Origin of the sequence: Nocardia sp. GCM10030253, assembly GCF_042675075.1 — a bacterium.
Classification (GTDB): domain Bacteria; phylum Actinomycetota; class Actinomycetes; order Mycobacteriales; family Mycobacteriaceae; genus Nocardia.
In genome coordinates this window covers 243,767-263,465 of the sequence record NZ_JBHTDL010000012.1, presented here as the reverse complement: position 1 = coordinate 263,465, position 19,699 = coordinate 243,767, and the positions used below count along the sequence as shown (strand labels likewise).

The window sequence follows — 19,699 nt, the reverse complement described above, 5'->3', positions numbered from 1 at the left end:
GCCTGCGATGCGGTGATCCGGTTCGCTAGGACCATCGAAAGGGGTATAGCGGGCCGGACAGCAGGGTGGCTGGCGGCTGGACGGTGCTGGTCGGGAAGGGTGCCGGTGGTGGCGCGGTAACGGTGGCGCAATGTGGCGCAGGTGTCGTGCAACATTGCGGCAACTCTCGGCTTCTACTGTGGCGGCAGAGGTAGTGGAGCGAGGTGAGACGTGGACCTGGACACGATCCGGGAGGTGGTAGTGGCGCGGGAGCGAGCTGACCTGGGGGTCCTGGGTGGCTCGTGCGGGGTTCTCGCCGGGGGCACCTTCCTGTTCTCCGAGCCGCAGGAGCGGTTGGAGCGGCTGGTCGACATCACCACACTCGGCTGGCCCGCATTGTCGGAGACGCATGACGGGCTGGAGATCGCCGCGACCTGCACATTGGCCGAGTTCGCCGGTGCGGGGCCCGGCCGTGAGCTCGGTACGCCGGTGCTGCGTGCGCAGTGGCCGGGGACGGCGCTGTTCGCGCAGGGCTGCCGGGCACTGCTCGCCTCGCACAAGATCTGGCGGACCGCGACTGTCGGCGGCAACGTGTGCTTGTCGTTGCCCGCGGGCGGGGTGCTCGCCGCGGTGATCGCACTCGACGGGGTCGCGCTGGTGTGGTCGCCGGACGGAACCGATCGACGTATCCCCTTGCGGGAGTTCGCTATCGGCCCGGGGATCAATCTGCTGCTGCCCGGCGAGGTGCTGCGATCGATCACCATCCCCACGCGAAGCCTGCTCGCGCGCACTGCTTTCCGGAAAATCGCATTGTCGCCGCTCGGCCGTTCCGGGGCGGTGGTGATGGGTCGCCGTGAGCGCGACGATCGGTGCGCGCTCACCATCACCGCCGCGACCAGCAGGCCGATTGTGCTGGATTTCGCCGAGCCGCCGAGCGCTGCCGAGGTGCGGGCGGGCATCGAATCGATCGATCCGTCGACCTGGTTCGACGATCCACACGGCGCGCCGGACTGGCGCTGCCATGTCACCGAACTCCTTGCCCAGCAAGTGTCCGCCGAGCTACATGTCGAAGCGGGTGCGCAGCAATGAAATTCGAGGTCGACGGCAAGCCCGTACTGGCCGATCCGCGCCCGGGTCAATGCCTGCGTACCTTACTGCGTGAAACCGGCCACCTGGCGGTGAAGAAAGGCTGCGACGCGGGCGACTGCGGTGCCTGTTCGGTGCAACTCGACGGAATGACCGTGCACTCCTGCATCATTCCCGCCTACCGCGCCGCCGACCGCGCCATCACCACAGCCTCCGGCCTCGGCACCACCGACGACCCACACCCGGTGCAACAGCAATTCGTCGCCGCGGCAGCCTTCCAATGCGGCTTCTGCACCGCGGGCATGGTGGTCACCGCCGCGGGCCTCGGCTGCGACAGTCGATCGACAGCCCCCGACACGGCCGAACTACCGGAGCTGATGAAGGGAAACCTCTGCCGCTGCACGGGATATCGCGCCATCACCGACGCGCTGACCGCCACACCTCCCAGCCCTGAACCGGGCACGGCATCAGAAACCGCGCCGGTGGCACGTGGAGCCAACGCTCCCATCACGCGCCGGTTCGACACCGGTACGGCCTCCGATCTCGGTACGGTCTCCGGCACAGGGGCTACCGATCGCGGCACGGCTACCGACACCGGCCAGGTCACTGACCGCGGCGCGGCTTCTGGCATCGGCAGGGCGGCAGGCTTCGGCGCGGGTTCTGGCACCGGTTCGGTCTCCGGCGTTGGCGCGGGTTCTGGCACCGGCCAGGTCACTGACCGCGGCGCGGCTTCTGACACCGGCAGGACCGCGGGCTTCGGCTTGGGGCAGATCGGCAGTGGAACCGGTGCACCCGCGGGGGCTCGTGTCGTAACCGGCACGGAGCCTTTTACTTTCGATGTCCGTGCCCGCGATGTCGACCCCACCGCCGATGCGTCGATGGCCCCGCCGACCGCACCATTGCATATCGCGGTGCTGCCGAGTCCCCATCCGCATGCGCGGATCGTTTCGATAGATTCGTCGGCCGCCGAGGCGATTCCCGGGGTGCATGCGGTGCTCACCTGGGCCGATGCGCCGGATGTCGCGTTTACGACGGCGCGCCACGAATTTCGGATGGACGATCCTGATGACACGTATGTGCTGGATCGGACGGTGCGGTTCGTCGGGCAGCGGGTGGCCGCTGTCGTCGCCGAGAGCTTGGCTGTTGCCAGGGCCGGGTGTCGGGCGTTGCGGGTGGAGTACGAGGTGCTTCCCGCCGTGTTCGATCCGGCACAGGCGCTGAGTCCGGAGGCGCCGAAACTGCATGGCGGTAAACCGAATTCGGCTCGCATCGCGGACGCGGAGCGGAATCTGGTTGCCGAGGCGCATGGCGAGGTGGGTGATGTGGCCGCCGGGCTGGACGCGGCAGCCCATGTGGTGCGAGGGGTTTGGCATTCGCCGCGCGGGCAGCATGTGCATCTGGAAACGCACGGCGGGATCGGCTGGTTGGACGAGCGGAGCAGGCTCGTGATCCGGTGCAGCACGCAGGTGCCGTTCCTGGTGCGTGACGAACTGTGCGTGGTGTTCGGGCTGCCTCGGGAACGGGTGCGGGTGTTCGCGACCAGGGTCGGCGGGGGTTTCGGCGCCAAGCAGGAGATGCTCGTCGAGGATCTCATCGCGCTGGCGGTGCTGCGGACCGGGCGACCGGTGCAGTACGAGTTCACCAGGTCCGACGAATTCACCGCGGCTACCAGCAGGCATCCGATGCGGGTCGAGGTGACAGCGGGCGCCGATGCCGACGGCATACTGACCGCGCTGGCGATCGACGTGCTCGCCGATGCGGGCGCTTACGGCAATCACAGTGTGGGGGTGATGTTCCATGGTGTCGGTGAATCGGTGGAGGTCTACCGCTGCGCCAACAAGCGGGTCGACGCGCAGTCGGTGTACACCAACAACATTCCCTCCGGCGCGTTCCGTGGGTACGGTCTCGGGCAGATCATCTTCGGGGTGGAGTCGGCGCTGGACGAGCTGGCCCGTGCCGTCGGCATCGACCCGTTCGAGTTCCGGCGACGCAATGTGGTGGTGCCGGGGGATCGGTTCGTCGGTGTGGAAGTCGACGACGGCGACCTGGTTTTCGGCAGCTATGGCTTGGACCAATGCATCGACATAGCCGAGCGAGCGCTATTGCGTGGCAACGGTATTGCTTCACCGGGCCCGGACTGGCAGGTGGGCGAAGGCATGGCCCTGTCCATGATCGCCACTATCCCGCCGCGCGGTCACCGCTCCGACGCGACGGCCAGCCTGCTCGCCGACGGACGCTACGAGATCCTGGTCGGCACAGCGGAATTCGGCAACGGCACCACAACGGTGCACGCCCAGCTCGCGGCCACGGCGCTGAATGCCGATGTGCGGCAAGTGGTGATCCGGCAGTCCGATACCGACCTGGTCGGACACGACACCGGTGCGTTCGGGTCGACCGGAATCACGGTGGCGGGCAAAGCCTCCTACGCCGCCGCCCTGTCGCTGCGTGATCGGATGCTGGCCAGGGCGTCCGAACTGACCGGGACAGCCGAGTCGGAATGCGAACTACGACCCGACGGTGTCCGCTGCGGCGATCGGCTGCTCGTCGCGGCCGAACTGCTTGCCGATGGTGAGCTGTCCGCCCGCGGCGATCATGACGGCAGCCCCCGCTCGGTCAGCTTCAACGTGCACGCCTTCCGGGTCGCGGTTCACCCGGAAACCGGATCCGTGCGCATCCTCCAGTCCATCCAGGCCGCCGACGCCGGCACGGTGCTCAACCCGGTGCAGTGTCGCGGGCAAGTGGAGGGCGGTGCGGCGCAGGCCATCGGCACCGCGCTGTACGAGGACATGCGCACCGACCACGGCGTAGTGACCACACAGACACTGCGGCATTACCACATTCCGCAGTTCGCGGATGTGCCGCGCACCGAGGTGTACTTCGCCGAAACGGCCGACGACCTCGGCCCGCTCGGCGCCAAGTCGATGAGCGAATCGCCGTACAACCCGGTCGCCCCTGCCCTGGCAAACGCCATCCGCGATGCTGTCGGGGTACGACTGGACCGGTTGCCGATGACAGCCGACCGGATCTGGCATGTCATTCAGAAAGGAGAGCAGGGGTGACCCGGCTACCCGAGGACGTTCGTGCCCGAATCGATGCGATGCTCGACACGGTTGATACCGAACTGCGCACGCGTTATCCAGGCCCCGACGGCCGGGCGCAGCCGATTCACACGGCGTACGTGTCCGCCGATCGTGTCAACGCCGAGACGCCCGGCGAATGGGGAGCCGCGGCAACGCAGCTGCTCGACCGCCACCACGATCTGCTCGCCGAGCTCGACAGCACCCAGGCCCTGCCTGTCGTGCGCGAACGCCTCCAGCGCAACCCGATCCAGGATCTGCGCATCGACTTCGAGGACGGCTACGGATTCCGTTCCGACGACGAGGAAGACAAGGCCGCCATCACGGCGGGCACGGTGCTGTCCGCCTGGGCGGGGCAAGCGGGCGGCCCGGCAAGTTTCGGCATCCGGACCAAAGGTCTCGCGGGCCCCGAACGCGGCAGGGCGCTGCGCACTCTCGAACTGGTGCTGGACGCGGCGGGCGGCGTGCCGGACGGCTTCGTTTTCACCGTGCCCAAGATTCGCGCGGCAGCACAGGTGTCGGCACTCGTCGCACTGTCCGAAGGTTTCGAACGCGGCTACGGTCTGGCCGAGGGAACGCTGCGTTTCGAGCTGCAGATCGAAAGCCCGCAGGCCATCATTGCCGCCGACGGCACCGCGCCGATAGCGAGGATGATCGGGCTGGCCGATGGGCGCTGCAGCGGATTGCATTTCGGCACTTACGATTACACGGCGGCATGCGGTATCGCCGCGCCTGACCAGGCACTCGATCACCCGGCCGCGGACTACGCGAAGGCGGTCATGCAGGTTGCCGCGGCGCAAACCGGCGTGTGGATCTGCGACGGCTCCACCCAGATCGTGCCCGACACCGACCCGGAAGCCGCACTGCGCAATCATCATCGGCTGGTCACCAGGTCGCTGCGCCGCGGTTACTACCAGGGCTGGGACATGCACCCCGGACATTTGGTCACTCGCTGGCTGGCGACCTACGAGTTCTTCCGGCAGGCCACCGCCATTGCGGTCCCGCGCTTGCAGGCCTATCTCGAACGCCGATCCGGCGGTGTCATGGACGAGCCAGCCACCGCGGAAGCCCTGGCGGCCACCGTCTTACGCGGCGTGAACTGCGGCGCGCGCACCGCGGCCGAGCTGAGCGAGCTGACACCCGCACTGACCACGGAGGTCTTGCGAGCGCTGGTCTCGCGCGCGCCGATCCCGCAGGAGGCGTAGATGGACAACAATGGCGTAGTGAACGGCGACGAGGACTTCGCGCTGCTGCCCGATCTGGCGGTTCGCCCCCTCGGCGGGTCGGTGATCTGGGTCAATGACGAATTCTTCGCGGAAAAGGAGAATTTGATCAATCCAGGCCCGTCCGAATATCGCCCCTCGACCTTCGGGCACAAGGGCCAGATCTACGACGGGTGGGAAACCCGCAGGCATCGCGGCAGGCCCGGTGACGACTCCGCCATCGTGCGGCTCGGCGTGCCAGGTGTCATCCGTGGCATCGTGGTGGACACCGCCTGGTTCAAGGGCAACTATCCGCCCGCGGTGTCGGTGGCCGCCCTGGAGATCGAAGGCTATCCGGACGCCGAGACCATCGCCGAACGCGACGACTGGGTGACCCTGGTCGACCGGGCTCCCGTCTCGGGCGACAGCCGCAACCCGTTCTCGATCGAGAGCGAAAAGCGTTGGACCCATGTGAAACTCACCATGCATCCGGATGGCGGCGTGGCTCGGCTGCGGGTGTACGGGGAGGGGCGTCCTGATCCGAGGCTGCTCGGTCTCGGTCCGCTGGATCTGGCCGCGCTGGAGAACGGCGCGCTGGTGATCGACTGCTCCAACCGCTTCTACAGCTCGCCCAACCAGCTGCTCTATCCCGGCCTGGCCGGGAAGATGGGCGACGGCTGGGAGACCGCCCGACGCCGCGACAACGGCAACGACTGGGTGCACATCCGGCTCGCCGGACCTGGACTGATCCGGCTCGCCGAGATCGATACGTCGTACTTCCTCGGCAACAGCCCCGGCGCGGCCCGGCTCACCGGCCGCACCACCGACGGCACCGAGCTGGAGCTGCTGCCGCGCACCGCACTGCTGCCCGATACCCGGCACCGATTCGCGATCGCGCCGATGGCAGCGTCGGTCGAGGAGGTTCGCCTGGATATCTATCCGGATGGCGGGCTCGCGCGGCTGCGATTGTTCGGAGAGTTGGGCGAATGAGCGGGCGGGACTTTCGCGGGTACGGGGCAACACCGCCGGATCCGAGGTGGCCTGGGGGCGCGAAGATCGCGGTCCAGTTCGTGCTCAATTACGAAGAGGGCGCCGAAAACAATGTCCTCGACGGCGACCCGCACTCGGAGACCTTCCTCTCGGAAATGACTCCGGCGGAAGCCTTTCCGAACCGGCACATGAGCATGGAATCCCTGTACGAATACGGCTCCCGCGTCGGTCTGTGGCGGGTGCTTCGCGTATTCGAGCGACGCGGCCTGCCGCTAACCATCTTCGCGGTGGCCAGGGCCATGCAGCGAAATCCCGAGGCGGTAGCGGCCTTTCGTGAGCTCGGCCACGAGATCGCCAGCCACGGCCTGCGCTGGAAGTCCTACCAGCTCGCCGATCGCGAGACCGAGCGGGCGCACATGGCCGAGGCGGTCCGCATCCTCACCGAATTGACCGGCGCCCCACCACTGGGTTGGTACACCGGGCGCGACTCCCCGAACACCAGGCAACTGGTGGTCGAGCACGGCGGATTCGTCTACGACTCCGACTCCTACGCCGACGACCTGCCCTACTGGGTCACCGTCCACAACCGCAATCACCTGGTAATCCCGTACACGCTGGACACCAACGACATGCGTTTCGCGTCGCCCGCCGGTTTCCCCAGCGGCGAGCAGTTCTTCGCCCACCTGCGCGACGCCTTCGACGTCCTCTACCGCGAAGGCGCGGAAGGCAGCCCGAAAATGCTCTCGGTCGGCCTGCACTGCCGCATCGTCGGCCGCCCCGCCCGCACCGCCGCCCTCGAACGCTTCCTGGACCACGTCCAATCCCACCCCGACGTGTGGATCACCCGCCGCATCGACATAGCCACCCACTGGCGCCGAACCCATCCCCCGCTGCCGCGCTGAGCAGAGGCCGCACTCCCGACAAGGAGTGCGGCCGCGGGGGCCCGGTCAGGCGAACAGGCCCGCGACGAACGGCAGTGAGTCGGGGAGCGATGCGTTGACCGTTCCGCTGTGGTCGGTGGGGTAGGTGTGCAGGGTGATCGGCTGGCCGTTCGCTTTCAGTACGGCTGCGAAGCGGAGGGATTCCGGTGTGATGACGTCGGTGTCGCGCAGGCCCTGTCCGATGAAGATGGGCTTGTCGTAGCCGGATTCGGGCAGGCCCATGTATCGGGCGAGGAACCTGTGCAAGTCGGGGATCTGTAGCAGCGGCCGGGAGAACAGGTCACCGAGCACAACGTCGCGGGCGGCGAGCTCGTCGCCGAGCGGACCGATGCACGCATCCCGTGCCCGAGTCAGCCATTCGCGGCCGGAGTCGGTGAGGAAAGACTCGATATCCACCGTCGGGTAGGTGGTGCGCAGGCCATTGAGGATGTACAGCACGTAGGCAGTGGGGTGCGGGCTGAGCTCGATCGGCGGCATGTGCGGAGCGAGCGGCAGCAGGACGTCCTCGATATAGGCGGGCACACCGGTGTTGACCCCGCCGCGATAGTCCAACTCGGGACCACCGAATTCGGTCGCGTAGCGCGCGGTATAGATGGCCGCGCCCGCGCCCTGGGACTGTCCGACGACAACCCACTTCTTCGCAAGCGAGGAGTACTGCCTGGTCGCGGCCTGTACGGCGTCGACGACGTTGTGCGCCATGACCATCCCATTGAGGTAGGGATGCTCGCCCGGCGTGCCGAGCCCGGCGTAGTCGGCGGCCACGATGGCGTAACCCTGCTGCAGCCAGGTGCCCAGGTAAGCCCAGTCGCGTTCGGCGGCGCTGGGTCCGGCGATGCTGTATGCGCAGTTGTCGCCCAGTCCGACGGTGCCGTGCGCCCAGGCGATCACCGGCCAACCGCCCGCGGGCGGTTGGCCCTGCGGGAAGTAAACGGCGGCGCTCGCCTCGGTGGGCACGTCGTTGGCGGTGATGGTGCGGTAGAGGATGCGGGTGGGGTTCACCGCTCCTGGCGGGGTCGCGACCGTGGCGAGTGGGGCGGTGGAAGTGACGGTGCCCGGTCCGTCTGCCGGGTTCGCTGTGGCGGCGGGAAAGGTCAGCAGGCTTGCGGCACAAGCGCAGGCGACTGCCGTGGTGAACCACAGTTTCCGCATGGTGCTCCTGTCGGGTCGATCGAGCGCCCGATGCCCGTCACGGATCGCCGAGGCAGTTGGACGCGTGTCCTGGAATAGATCCGACCAAGTGTGCCCGACGGCACCCTCGCCGTCCCACTCGAAGGTGGCCGGGCACACACCGACGGCACCTGCCTGAAGCTGTGAAGGTCCTCACAGCGCGGAATGTCTGCGCGGGTCTATGGCAGCTCACCCGGAGATCGCTAACAGTACGAGCGTTACGCTAAAACCCCACGTCAGAGCTACCCGCCGGTAGGTTGCACGCTTGCAATTCGCCCGCAAATTTCGCAAAGTTAGCAAAGGCCTGCGGAAACCTAGCTGAGATTCACACTAGCAACAGGTAGACGGCTATTTCCTGGTGTGCCATCGTGTGGAAGTACACCCCATGGGCCTAGCAAGCCTGCAAATTGCCGCTCCAGCAGTTCGAGTGAAACTCGACCGTGGGGCACACGTCGCCAGCGACTGCTTGCAGGTCGCTCGAAATACACCGACCAAACGAGGAAGTGGAGTCAGAGATGACCACCGGCACCCCGAAGACAGCCGCGGAAATCCAGCAGGATTGGGACACCAACCCCCGCTGGAAGGGCGTCACCCGTAACTTCACCGCGGAGCAGGTGTCGAAGCTCCAGGGCACCGTCGTCGAAGAGGCCACTCTCGCCCGTCGCGGTTCGGAGATCCTCTGGGATCTCGTGAACAACGAGGACTACATCAACTCCCTGGGCGCCCTGACGGGCAACATGGCCGTGCAGCAGGTGCGCGCCGGCCTCCAGGCCATCTACCTGTCCGGTTGGCAGGTCGCCGGTGATGCGAACCTCTCCGGCCACACCTACCCGGACCAGAGCCTCTACCCGGCCAACTCGGTCCCGGCCGTCGTGCGTCGCATCAACAACGCGCTGCTGCGTGCCGACGAGATCGCCAAGGTCGAGGGTGACACCGCGGTCAAGAACTGGCTCGCCCCGATCGTCGCCGACGCCGAGGCCGGCTTCGGTGGCGCGCTGAACGCCTACGAGCTGCAGAAGGCCATGATCCAGGCCGGCGCCGCTGGCGTGCACTGGGAAGACCAGCTCGCCTCGGAGAAGAAGTGTGGCCACCTCGGTGGCAAGGTGCTGATCCCGACCCAGCAGCACATCCGCACCCTGACCTCCGCGCGTCTCGCGTCCGATGTCGCCGACGTGCCGTCGGTGATCATCGCCCGCACCGATGCCGAGGCCGCCACCTTGATCACCACCGATGTGGACGACCGCGACAAGCCGTTCCTCGACGGCACCCGCACCGCCGAAGGTTTCTTCGGTGTGAAGAACGGCATCGAGCCCTGCATCGCCCGCGCCAAGGCCTACGCCCCGTACGCGGACCTGATCTGGATGGAGACCGGCAAGCCCGATCTCGAGCTGGCCAAGCAGTTCTCCGAGGCCGTGCGCAGCGAGTTCCCGGACCAGCTGCTTGCCTACAACTGCTCCCCTTCCTTCAACTGGAAGGCGCACCTGGACGACGCGACCATCGCGAAGTTCCAGAAGGAGCTCGGCGCGATGGGCTTCAAGTTCCAGTTCATCACCCTGGCCGGCTTCCACTCGCTGAACTACGGCATGTTCGACCTGGCCTACGGCTACGCCCGCGAGGGCATGACCGCCTACGTCGACCTGCAGGAGCGCGAGTTCGCCGCCGAGGAGCGCGGTTACACCGCCACCAAGCACCAGCGTGAGGTCGGCGCGGGTTACTTCGACCTGATCGCCACCACCGTGGACCCGAACACCTCGACGGCTGCCCTGAAGGGCTCCACCGAAGAGGGTCAGTTCCACTGATCTGAATGATCGCGCTGTGCTCGATCGCCGCGCCTGAGGCACGGCAGGTTCACGGTCCCGCACGGAGCCGTGAACCGCACGGCGCGCTCGCAATACTTCACCCTGTGGGGTGTACCGCCCTTCCCGCTGAACAGCCCCAGCGGGGAGGGCATCCCTATACCTTGATCCACAGCCAATACAGCCACCCGATTGCCAGACAAAACAGCAGGAGCGGGACGTGAGCAGCGAGAAGATTCAACGCGTCGGCATTATCGGCGCCGGACAGATGGGTGCCGGAATCGCGGAGGTGTGCGCCCGCGCGCATATCGACGTGCTCGTCTTCGAACAGACTCGGGAACTAGCCGCCGCGGGCCGCTCCCGCATCCTGCGGTCGCTGGACCGCGGCGTAAGCAGCGGCAAGATCACCGAGCGTGAGCGCGAGCAGGCCGCTTGGCGACTGCGATTCACCTCCGACCTCGGCGACTTCGCCGACCGCCAGCTGGTGGTCGAGGCGGTGCTCGAGGACGAGAAGGTGAAGACCTCGATCTTCAGCGAGCTCGACAAGGTCGTCACCGACCCTGATGCCGTGCTTGCCTCCAACACCTCGTCCATCCCGATCATGAAGATCGCGGTCGCCACGGCGAACCCCGAGCGTGTGGTCGGCATGCACTTCTTCAACCCGGTTCCGGTGCTGCCGCTGGTCGAGCTGGTCACCACGCTCAAGACGAGCGAGTCGGTGTCCAAGCGCGCCGAGGCCTTCGCGGGCGATGTGCTCGGCAAGCAGGTCGTGCGCTCGGCCGACCGCTCCGGCTTCGTCGTGAACGCGCTGCTGGTGCCGTACCTGCTGTCCTCGATCCGCATGGTGGAGTCCGGCTTCGCCACCAAGGAAGACGTCGACAAGGCGATGGTGCTCGGGTGTGCCCACCCGATGGGCCCGCTGGCGCTGACCGACCTGGTCGGCCTCGACACCGTCAAGTCGATCGCCGACTCCATGTACGCAGAGTTCAAGGAGCCGCTGTACTCGGCCCCGCCGCTGCTCATGCGCATGGTCGAGGCCGGCCTGCTCGGCAAGAAGACCGGCGCGGGTTTCTACCAGTACAAGGTCTGAATTCAATTTGCAGCGCCTGCGGCGCTGCGTGTTCGCGGCCCCCAAGGCTCGCGTCCGAGCGGCCGAGACTCGCGACTTCGTCGCATCGCTTCGGCCACTCGGACGCGAGCCGGCCGCGAACGGTCGCTCGTAAAACTCGCTCCGTTGTGGGTGGGTTCAGCTGAACATCATTCGGTCTCAGGTATGGCCGGGTGGATGGGGTTATCGGCATAAGCTGCATGAAGGGCCGAGTGGATTCTCGGTCGCACATCGAGAGCGCAGCGTTGCGTGGCGTCCACCATTTCGGGTAGGCGCCGCGCAGGTGATCGAAAGGGAGCATCCCGCGCATGGTCAACGTCACCGATGGTTACGGGTCGAGCATCCTCGGCTACCCGAGAATCGGGCCGCACCGGGAACTCAAGCGGGCCCTCGAGGCCTATTGGCGCGGCGGGGTATCTCGCGACGAGCTGCTCGCTGTCGGGCGCGACATCCAGGAGCGGCAGTTCAACGAGCTGGCCGCCACCGGGCTGACCCAGGTGCCAGGCAATACCTTCTCCTTCTACGATCATGTGCTCGACAACGCGCTGCTGTTCGGCGCGGTGCCGACCAGGTTCAAGCCGCTCCAGGACGAACTGGACCCGCTGGACTTCTATTTCCTGATGGCCCGCGGCCGTCCCGATCTGCCGCCGCTGGAGCTGGTGCGGTTATTCGGAACCGCCTACCACTACCGCCAGCCCGAGCTCGACGAATCCACCGAGTTCTCACTGCATCCCGAGGCGCTGCTCGACGAATTCGACCGGGCCAAGGAACGCGATATCGAGCTGCGCCCGGTGGTGCTCGGTCCGCTGTCGCTGCTGCTGCTGTCCAAGGCCGGACACGTCCCCGGTGAGGCGGAATTCGACACCCTCAGCCTGCTCGACAAGCTGCTTCCGGTGTACGAGCAGCTGTTCGAGATCCTCGCCAAGCGCGGCGCCACCTGTGTGCAGCTGGACGAGCCCTGCTTCACCGGTGAGCGCGGCCCGGCCGAACTTGCCGCGTTCGAGAAGGCCTACCAACGGCTTTCGAAGGCGCCGCTGCGTCCGCGCATCCTGGTCACCGGTCAGTACGGCGACTTCGGTGAGGCGCTGACCATTCTGGCGGGCACCAATGTCGAGGCCATCGGCCTTGACCTGGCGAGCTTCCGGATCGACCCGGAGGAACTCGCGAAGGTTCCCGGCATTCGTCGTAAGCGCTTGTACGCGGGCGTGATCAGCGGGCTCAATGTGTGGCGCGCGGACCGCGTCGTCACGCTGTCCTACCTCAACGAGCTGGCCGAGGTCTGCCCCGACCTGGTCGTCTCCACAGGTACCACACTGCTGCACGTGCCCTACGACGTGCTTGCCGAATACGACATCGAGGGCAATGTCGCCGATCGCCTCGCCTTCGCGAAACAGAAGGTGGGCGAGGTGGTTTCGCTTGCGAAGGCGCTCACCGAGGGGCCGTCGGACAAGTGGCGCAAACGGCCGACCGAGGTGCACTTCAAGCAGAAGCACGCGGTGCGCCAGCGCGTTTACTCGGTCACGCCGGACATGCGTGAGCGTGAGCCGTACGAGGTGCGGCGAGAAGCCCAGCAGCGCAAGCTGAATCTGCCTCCGGTCCCCGCGACCACGCTGGGATCATTTCCGCAGACCACGCGAATGCGGCAGGCGCGCTACGACCTCGGCGAGGGCCGGCTGTCCTACGAGGAGTACCGCAAGAAGATCGAGGCCGAGATCGAGGCCACGATTCGCTTGCAGGAGGACATCGGTCTCGACGTGCTCGTGCACGGCGAGCACGAGCGCAACGACATGATCCAGTACTTCGCGGAGCTGCTCGACGGCTTCGCGACCACCCGCTTCGGCTGGGTGCAGGTGTACGGATCCCGTTGTGTCCGACCGCCGATCATCTACGGCGATGTGTCGCGCCCGGCTCCGATGTCGGTCGACTGGATCACCTACGCGCAGTCGCTGACCGACAAGCCGGTCAAGGGCATGGTCACCGGCCCGGTCACGATGATCGCGCGCTCGTTCGTCCGCCAGGACCTGCCGCTGTACGAAACCGCCGACCAGGTGGCGCTGGCGATCCGTGACGAGGTCGTCGATCTGGAGCGCGCGGGTATCTCGATCATCCAGGTCGACGAGCCCGCCATCCGCGAAATGTTGCCGCCGCGTCCCACCGGCCGCGCCGAGTACCTGCGCTGGGCTGTCGGCGCGTTCCGTCTGGCCACCTCCGGTGTGCGGCCGGAAACCCAAATCCACACGCATATCAACTATTCCGGTCGCGCCGAGGTGGTGGAGGCGATCAACCAGCTGGATGCCGATGTCACCGCGCTGGTCGCCACCCGCTCCATCGAATGGGTGCTCAAGGCGCTCAAGGACGACTGTGCCTCGGGCCACGGCCTCAATCACGGTGTTGGGCCCGGTGTCTACGAGAGCCGTTCGGCGCGTATCCCGGACATCGACGAGCTCGACGAATTACTGACGGCCGCAGCCGAAGCCGTCACCCCGGAACGACTGTGGGCAAATCCGGACGGCGGTCTGAAGACGCGTCACTCCTGGCAGCTCGAGCCGTCGCTGCGCAATATGGTCGCAGCCGCGCGCCGAGTTCGTCGGCGGGCAACGCCGACCGATTAGGCAAACCCAAAGAAACCCCACCCCCCAAAAAAACCGCCTGCCCATCGACAACCAGCAGTCCGAACGCCCCGTGTGTCAGCCGAACACCCTGTACACGGGGTGTTCCGCTGTAACAAGGGGTGCCCGGATACCACAATTCCCGGCTTGGCTGCTGGATGATCGGCTAGTTCAGTCCGGTTCATTCGGGGGCGGTGATGGTGCCGCGCAGAGGTCGACCATGCGGCGGAGCATCCCCGGCGCCAGTGCGAACTCGAATTCGCTTCCGCCACTCTCAAAGACGAAAGTGAGGTAATCGTCTCGTTGCATGGGCGCGCGACGGACAGAGCAATGCTCCCCCACGACGACCCAGCTACCGATGGTCAGCTGATCGGACATCGAACCCTCCCACCCATTGGCCTATGCCACTCCCGGACAACTGGACTATGCCAGTTGTGCCGGACGGCTGTCAATGGCGGAAACAGGCTATGAGCTGGTGGAATACTCCTGCTCGAATTCCCAGCGGTCCGGCGGGTAGACCACTTCGTCGAACTGGACGACTGTGTCGTCGGCTTCGTGCAGTGTCAACCGGTAAACCAGCACCGCGGACGGGCGGGCCAGATCGAGGTGGCGGCGCTCGTCGGCCGTGGCGAGACGAGCGCTCACCCGGTCGCGGGCATACGACACGCGGCGGTCGGTGACAGACTCGACGTATCCGACGGTTCCACCTGCCAGCCGCTCGGCGTCCAGCAGCCGCGGCGCGGCCTCGGCCAACGCGGCGGGAAACCACGATGTCGCAAGCTCGCTGACACCGGAATCGTTGGACACCAACCGCTTCCGAACGAGAACGGAGCTGCCGACCGACACCGCGAGGCCTTTTCGAACCCATGCGGGTCCATCGACCATCCCCGCCTGCAATACGGTCACCGACTCGTTTTCGGAGTACGCCGGGCCGTAATTCCGTGCCCGATCACCCCGTTCCCGCGCCGCGGGCAGCGCACTGCGATCGACAACATACGTGCCGGATCCGCGCCGCGACTCCACAAACCCCTGCTGCCGCAACTCATTCAGCGCCCGCGATGCCGTCGGCCGTGCGACGTGCCAGCTCGCGGCGAGCTCCCGCTCGGACGGCACCTCGGCGCCGGGAGCGAGTTCGCCGCGCTCGATCTGATTGCGGATATATCCCGAGATCTGCAGATATTTCGGGAGTACTTCTTCGATTTCGGGCACCGGACGCCTTCCCCTTCGAAAACCTCCCTGGACCAGCGGCCAGTGTAACCGGCAGGCGTGCCCCACATCACAGGGCGCCGCGGGGACGGCCTGCGGCAAGGGGGCCACCTCGCGCCTTACCGACCGGTAGAGTACGAAACCAGTACGTGCGGTGGGTGTGGACCGACAGGTGCGGTGGGTGAGGACCGAACAGAAGGGGGCGACCCAGATGGCGGTACCGGATACCGGGCAGCGGATGGCCAGGCAACTCTATGCGGCGGCCACCGGTGGCAGCGGCGAGCAGTTCGAGCTCGCCGAAGACGTCGCCGAAAATCTTGCGGCAGCCTGCGACAGACTCGTCGACGACCTGCAAAAGGCCATGGCCACCGGACATCTCGTCACCGAGGTCTCCGGATTCCCGAATCTGCCGACAGGGCAGGGCCTTACACGAGGGTTCGGCAACAAGGGCAGCCAATACCTGGACACCGTCACCGCCCTGCAGGAAACGGCGCTGCTGTATAAAGCCGCATACCTGGCGGCTGGCAAGAAGTTCGAGGACGCCGACGCCGCGAACAAGGCCGCCCTCGCGCTGGTCAACGAATACCTGGAGCCCCGATGACCGCGCCACGGGATGCCAGAGCAGCCGCCGACGACATCCGTATCCGACAGCAGCGGCTGACGAGCGATGCCGCAACAGCAAGCGGCGGAACCGATCCCGCGTTCGCCCAGGAGCGGGAGCGATTCGGCGCCTACACCCATCGGGAGATCTGGGATCTCGTACACGAGACCCTGGATCCGGGCGCACTTGGCGAGGTGGCCGCCGGATGGGAGTCGAACGCCGTCGCGCTCGCCGAGGCTTTCCAGATCTTCTCCGACACCACGAACCGCGAATTCGCGCGCTGGTCAGGCCGATCCGCCGACGCCGCACTGCAGGCCACCCGCGCTTTCGTGCGCGCGGGTACGGAAGCACACGAGGTCTGCCGGACGGTGCAGCGCCTGATGGAGTTGAATTGCGAAGCTGCGCAGACTATTCGAGCTGCCATACCGCCGCCGAAGGAGTACCGTCCGCTGGACGACCCGGCCGCCGAGGCCGTGCACGGGGGTCAGCGCAGAATGGAACACGACATCGCGGCCGCCGCGACCCAGGCCGATGTCCAGGACACGATGACCTACGTCTACACCCCGACCATGCCCGCCTCCGGCGACCATGTCCCCCGCTTCACGCCCCCATCCGAGGCGTCGGTGGGCGGCCAGGCTCCGCTGACGGCACCCCCGCCCGGCCCACCTCAGTCGGCGGGGGCGGCGCGCGGTGAAATGGATTCTCACGCCGGACGAATTCACCCACGTCTGGGAAAACGAAACAAGCCTGGACCGGCGGCCCTACCCGGTCAACATGATGCCAGCGGCCACCACTCGCACCGAAACCGAATACGCCGCACTGCGATTGCCGCAGCGCTTCGCCCGCCAGGCCGACCCCGACCTGGCGGCTGCCCTCATGATGTGCGCGCGCACCGACGCGACCACCATCACGATCTCCGGCGAACGCACCGTTCCCGCACACAACGGTAACTCCAGTGACGCCGATCCGATCCTCGCCTTCGCTGCGGTGGTGCACAACCACGCGGGCATCCTGGTCGCCACCCCTGACAACGTGATCGTGCAGATGTGCCACGCCCGCACCCTCGGCCAGCGCCTGGTCCAGATCATCGGCCCGGCGCCTGCGGGCAGGCTCGGCCCGATGCGGGAGCCGCAGGACGCGGTGCTGAGCCCGGATCGCACCGAGCCCTTCGTCACCAACGGTCACCGCGGCGCCGCACGCTTCCGCCAGACGCTCCGAAAACCGGTCGATGGCCGCGGCTTCATCACCGTGACCGTGGAACCCGATCACCCGATGTCTCCGCCGACCCGCCACCGCAGTTGGCTCGACTTCACCGGCGACGGACGCTACCTGCTCGCCTCCTCGAACGACCTGGTGCTCACCCCTGTCTCCGACGAGGATTTCGCCGCGCAAATCCTGCGCCTCGCGCAGATCCGCTGAGCGCCGCTAGCGACTGCTTGTGCCAACGGCCCGTCGTCGTGAGCTCGCCGTGGTTAGCTGGAGCGATGGCGAAGAACTGGTCTCTTCCGCCCACCGACGCCCTGCGGGCCGATGGATTGCGGATCGCTGATCTGGCCACCTCCGGCACACCCGGATTCAAAGGTGACAAGAAGACTGCCCAGCAATTCCAGGCCGAACGCGCCGAGGTGCTGTCGGGTCTGCAGGAAAAACTGTATGCCAACGGCCGTTCCGGCGATCTCCGCAGCATCCTGCTGGTATTGCAGGGCATGGACACCGCGGGCAAGGGCGGCATCGTCCGGCACGTCATCGGCTCGGTGGACCCGCAGGGCGTCGATCACGCCTCGTTCGGGGTGCCGACCGAGGAGGAGAAGCAGCACCACTTCCTGTGGCGTATCCGCAAGGCGCTGCCGCGCGGCGGGCAGATCGGGGTGTTCGACCGGTCGCACTACGAGGACGTGCTTGTCGTGCGGGTACACAATCTGGTGCCGCCGGAGGTCTGGGAACCACGCTACGAGGAGATCAACGCCTTCGAGCAGGAGCTGGTCGACCAGGGCACCACGCTGGTGAAGGTGGCCATGTTCGTGTCGCTCGACGAGCAGAAGCGGCGGCTCATGGACCGCCTCGTGCGACCGGACAAATACTGGAAGTTCAACCCCTCCGACATCGACGAGCGCGCCTACTGGCCCGCCTACCAAGAGGCCTACCAGGTGATGTTGGACCGGACCTCGACCGAATCCGCGCCATGGCATGTGGTTCCCGCCGACCGCAAATGGTTCTCCCGCCTCGCGGTGACCGAGCTGCTCATAGACGCCCTCGACCGGCTGAAGCTGGACTGGCCGCCGGCCGAGTTCGATGTCGAGGAGCAGAAGCGCCGCCTGGAACAAGCCTGACCGCAGTCACCGCTCGAAACAGCCCGCCGCTAGCGACTGCTTGCAGGTCGCTCGAAACAGCCCGCACGAAATTTCGGAATCTCTCAGGTTCACCCAGGATGATGTGGGCCGTGCCAGACCACGCCGGGGTGAGCTCCGGAACTACCATCGTGGCGGCAGGAAAACCGGCAGGCTAGCGAAAGGCGTGGTGAACGCACGGTGAGCAACAACCCTGGTGGCAAGAAGAATCCGCTGGCGGCGGCAGAGCGCGCGGACCGCAACCGCAAGATCTTCATTCAGGTCGGCGTTGCTGTCGTGCTGATCGGCCTCGTCGCGGCCATCGGAATCGGCATTGCGGTGAAGAACAACCGCAAGAACGAGCCCGGCGCCACCCCTGCCATCGCGGCCTCGGGCCAGAACTCCGGCGCGGTCCAGGGCTCCATCACCGACAACGGCGCGATCCGCATCGGCAAGCCGGACGCGAAGGTCACCGTCCGGGTCGTCGCCGACCTGCAGTGCCCGGCCTGCAAGGGCTTCGAGGCGGCCAACGCCAAGGTGCTGGAGGACGCTGTCGACAACGGCACCGCCGTCGTCGAATACAACGTGATTTCCTTCTTGGACAAGGCCTCCACCACCCAGTACTCCTCGCGGGCTGCGAACGCGTCGTACTGCGTCGCCGAGTCCGATCCGACGAAGTACCTGCCCTGGCTGGCCACCATGTTCGCCCAGCAGCCCCCCGAGGGCGGCACCGGCCTGACCGACGACAAATTGATCCAGATCGCCAAGGACGCCGGCTACACCGATCCCGCTGTGGCCCAGTGCATTACCGATCGCAAGTACGACAAGTACATCCAGGACAAGACCAAGGACGTGCTCAACAGCGGTATCAAGTCCACCCCGTCGGTATTCGTCAACGGTAAGCAGATCGACTCCAGCCAGGAGATCTTCGGACCCGGCGGACTCGCACCCGCGATCGCCGCAGCCGCGGGTCAGTGAACGACGCGGCAGCGGCACGGTCCGCATGGGTGCTGCTGATCGGCGGGCTCGCCGGTTGGCTCGCCTCGGTGACGCTGACCATCGAGCGCTTCAAGCTGTTCACCGATCCCGGGTACGTGCCTTCCTGCAGCATCAACCCGATCCTGTCCTGTGGGTCGGTGATGGCGACCGATCAGGCCGCCGCGTTCGGGTTCCCGAATCCGATCATCGGCATCGTCGGGTTCTCGGTGGTGGTGACCCTCGGCGTCCTCGCGGTCGCCGGGGTGCGGTTTCCGCGCTGGATCTGGGGCGGGCTGTGGCTCGGCACTGTGCTCGGCGTCGGTTTCATCGGCTGGCTGATCTTCCAGAGCCTGTACCGGATCAACGCGCTGTGCCCGTACTGCCTGGTGGTGTGGGCGATCATCACGCCGTTGCTCGCGGTCGTCACCGACCTACTGTGGGGTCGCTCGCGCGGACCACTCGGCATCGTCGCGGAGTGGCGGTGGACGTTTGTCGCGGTGTTCTACGCGGTGGTGCTGCTGCTGGTGTTCCTGCGCTTCCAGGACTACTGGCTGTCATTGGTCTGAATTCGGTAGTCCGGCAAGTCGATTCGACGCACCGACAGTGCACGTCACCGTCGGTGCGTTGCCGTC

The 19,699-nt window shown here is 66.6% G+C and carries 15 protein-coding genes; 13 read left to right on the top strand and 2 right to left on the bottom strand.

Features of this window, described 5'->3' with window-relative positions:
* The first annotated feature begins 210 nt into the window (after positions 1-210).
* The 5 genes from ACFQZZ_RS27500 to puuE are packed head-to-tail and all read left to right on the top strand — an operon-like array spanning position 211 to position 7,236.
* Positions 211-1,068 (top strand): FAD binding domain-containing protein, encoded by an 858-nt coding sequence (locus ACFQZZ_RS27500; RefSeq protein WP_378686527.1) that lies wholly within the window; start codon positions 211-213, stop codon positions 1,066-1,068.
* Positions 1,065-4,124, top strand: a complete 3,060-nt coding sequence (locus tag ACFQZZ_RS27495) for a molybdopterin cofactor-binding domain-containing protein (protein ID WP_378686525.1) — start codon at positions 1,065-1,067, stop codon at positions 4,122-4,124. Before ACFQZZ_RS27500 ends, ACFQZZ_RS27495 begins: the two co-directional genes overlap by 4 nt.
* Before the next feature lie 38 nt (positions 4,125-4,162).
* Complete coding sequence (locus tag ACFQZZ_RS27490) at positions 4,163-5,347, top strand: DUF6986 family protein (RefSeq protein WP_378687127.1); 1,185 nt, start codon at positions 4,163-4,165, stop codon at positions 5,345-5,347.
* The gene (alc, locus tag ACFQZZ_RS27485) at positions 5,348-6,334 is read left to right on the top strand and encodes an allantoicase (RefSeq protein ID WP_378686523.1); all 987 of its coding nucleotides are present in this window, start codon (positions 5,348-5,350) and stop codon (positions 6,332-6,334) included.
* The gene (gene puuE / locus ACFQZZ_RS27480) at positions 6,331-7,236 is read left to right on the top strand and encodes an allantoinase PuuE (RefSeq protein WP_378686521.1); all 906 of its coding nucleotides are present in this window, start codon (positions 6,331-6,333) and stop codon (positions 7,234-7,236) included. The genes alc and puuE overlap by 4 nt, the downstream gene beginning before the upstream one ends.
* A 45-nt stretch (positions 7,237-7,281) precedes the next feature.
* On the opposite strand, the gene ACFQZZ_RS27475 is transcribed toward puuE, so the two are convergent.
* The gene (locus ACFQZZ_RS27475; protein ID WP_378686519.1) at positions 7,282-8,424 is read right to left on the bottom strand and encodes an alpha/beta hydrolase family protein; all 1,143 of its coding nucleotides are present in this window, start codon (positions 8,422-8,424) and stop codon (positions 7,282-7,284) included.
* 533 nt (positions 8,425-8,957) lie between these two features.
* Between ACFQZZ_RS27475 and aceA the strand changes: the two genes are divergently transcribed.
* The 3 genes from aceA to metE all read left to right on the top strand — a co-directional run bounded on the left by aceA (position 8,958) and on the right by metE (position 13,958).
* Positions 8,958-10,241, top strand: coding sequence for an isocitrate lyase (gene aceA, locus ACFQZZ_RS27470; RefSeq protein WP_378686518.1), 1,284 nt, complete (start codon positions 8,958-8,960; stop codon positions 10,239-10,241).
* Between the two features lie 217 nt (positions 10,242-10,458).
* A complete protein-coding gene (locus tag ACFQZZ_RS27465; RefSeq protein WP_328406697.1) occupies positions 10,459-11,328 on the top strand; it encodes a 3-hydroxybutyryl-CoA dehydrogenase in 870 nt (289 codons plus the stop codon).
* A gap of 326 nt (positions 11,329-11,654) precedes the next feature.
* Entirely contained in the window at positions 11,655-13,958 is a 2,304-nt protein-coding gene (gene metE / locus ACFQZZ_RS27460; protein WP_378686516.1) for a 5-methyltetrahydropteroyltriglutamate--homocysteine S-methyltransferase, read from the top strand.
* Positions 13,959-14,420: 462 nt separating this feature from the next.
* Here the strand turns inward: metE and ACFQZZ_RS27455 are convergent, their stop codons facing one another.
* Positions 14,421-15,164: a GntR family transcriptional regulator gene (locus ACFQZZ_RS27455; RefSeq protein ID WP_378686514.1), complete on the bottom strand. Its 744-nt coding sequence runs from the start codon at positions 15,162-15,164 to the stop codon at positions 14,421-14,423.
* 178 nt (positions 15,165-15,342) lie between these two features.
* On the opposite strand from ACFQZZ_RS27455, the gene ACFQZZ_RS27450 reads away from it, so the two are divergent.
* The 5 genes from ACFQZZ_RS27450 to ACFQZZ_RS27430 all read left to right on the top strand — a co-directional run bounded on the left by ACFQZZ_RS27450 (position 15,343) and on the right by ACFQZZ_RS27430 (position 19,633).
* Entirely contained in the window at positions 15,343-15,762 is a 420-nt protein-coding gene (locus ACFQZZ_RS27450; protein ID WP_378686512.1) for a hypothetical protein, read from the top strand.
* Between the two features lie 690 nt (positions 15,763-16,452).
* Positions 16,453-17,181 (top strand): ESX secretion-associated protein EspG, encoded by a 729-nt coding sequence (locus ACFQZZ_RS27445; protein ID WP_378686510.1) that lies wholly within the window; start codon positions 16,453-16,455, stop codon positions 17,179-17,181.
* A 65-nt stretch (positions 17,182-17,246) separates the two neighbouring features.
* Positions 17,247-18,092, top strand: coding sequence for a polyphosphate kinase 2 family protein (locus tag ACFQZZ_RS27440; RefSeq protein WP_378686509.1), 846 nt, complete (start codon positions 17,247-17,249; stop codon positions 18,090-18,092).
* A 198-nt stretch (positions 18,093-18,290) separates the two neighbouring features.
* Positions 18,291-19,067: a DsbA family protein gene (locus ACFQZZ_RS27435; RefSeq protein ID WP_378686507.1), complete on the top strand. Its 777-nt coding sequence runs from the start codon at positions 18,291-18,293 to the stop codon at positions 19,065-19,067.
* Complete coding sequence (locus tag ACFQZZ_RS27430; protein ID WP_378686505.1) at positions 19,064-19,633, top strand: vitamin K epoxide reductase family protein; 570 nt, start codon at positions 19,064-19,066, stop codon at positions 19,631-19,633. Before ACFQZZ_RS27435 ends, ACFQZZ_RS27430 begins: the two co-directional genes overlap by 4 nt.
* Positions 19,634-19,699 lie beyond the last annotated feature (66 nt).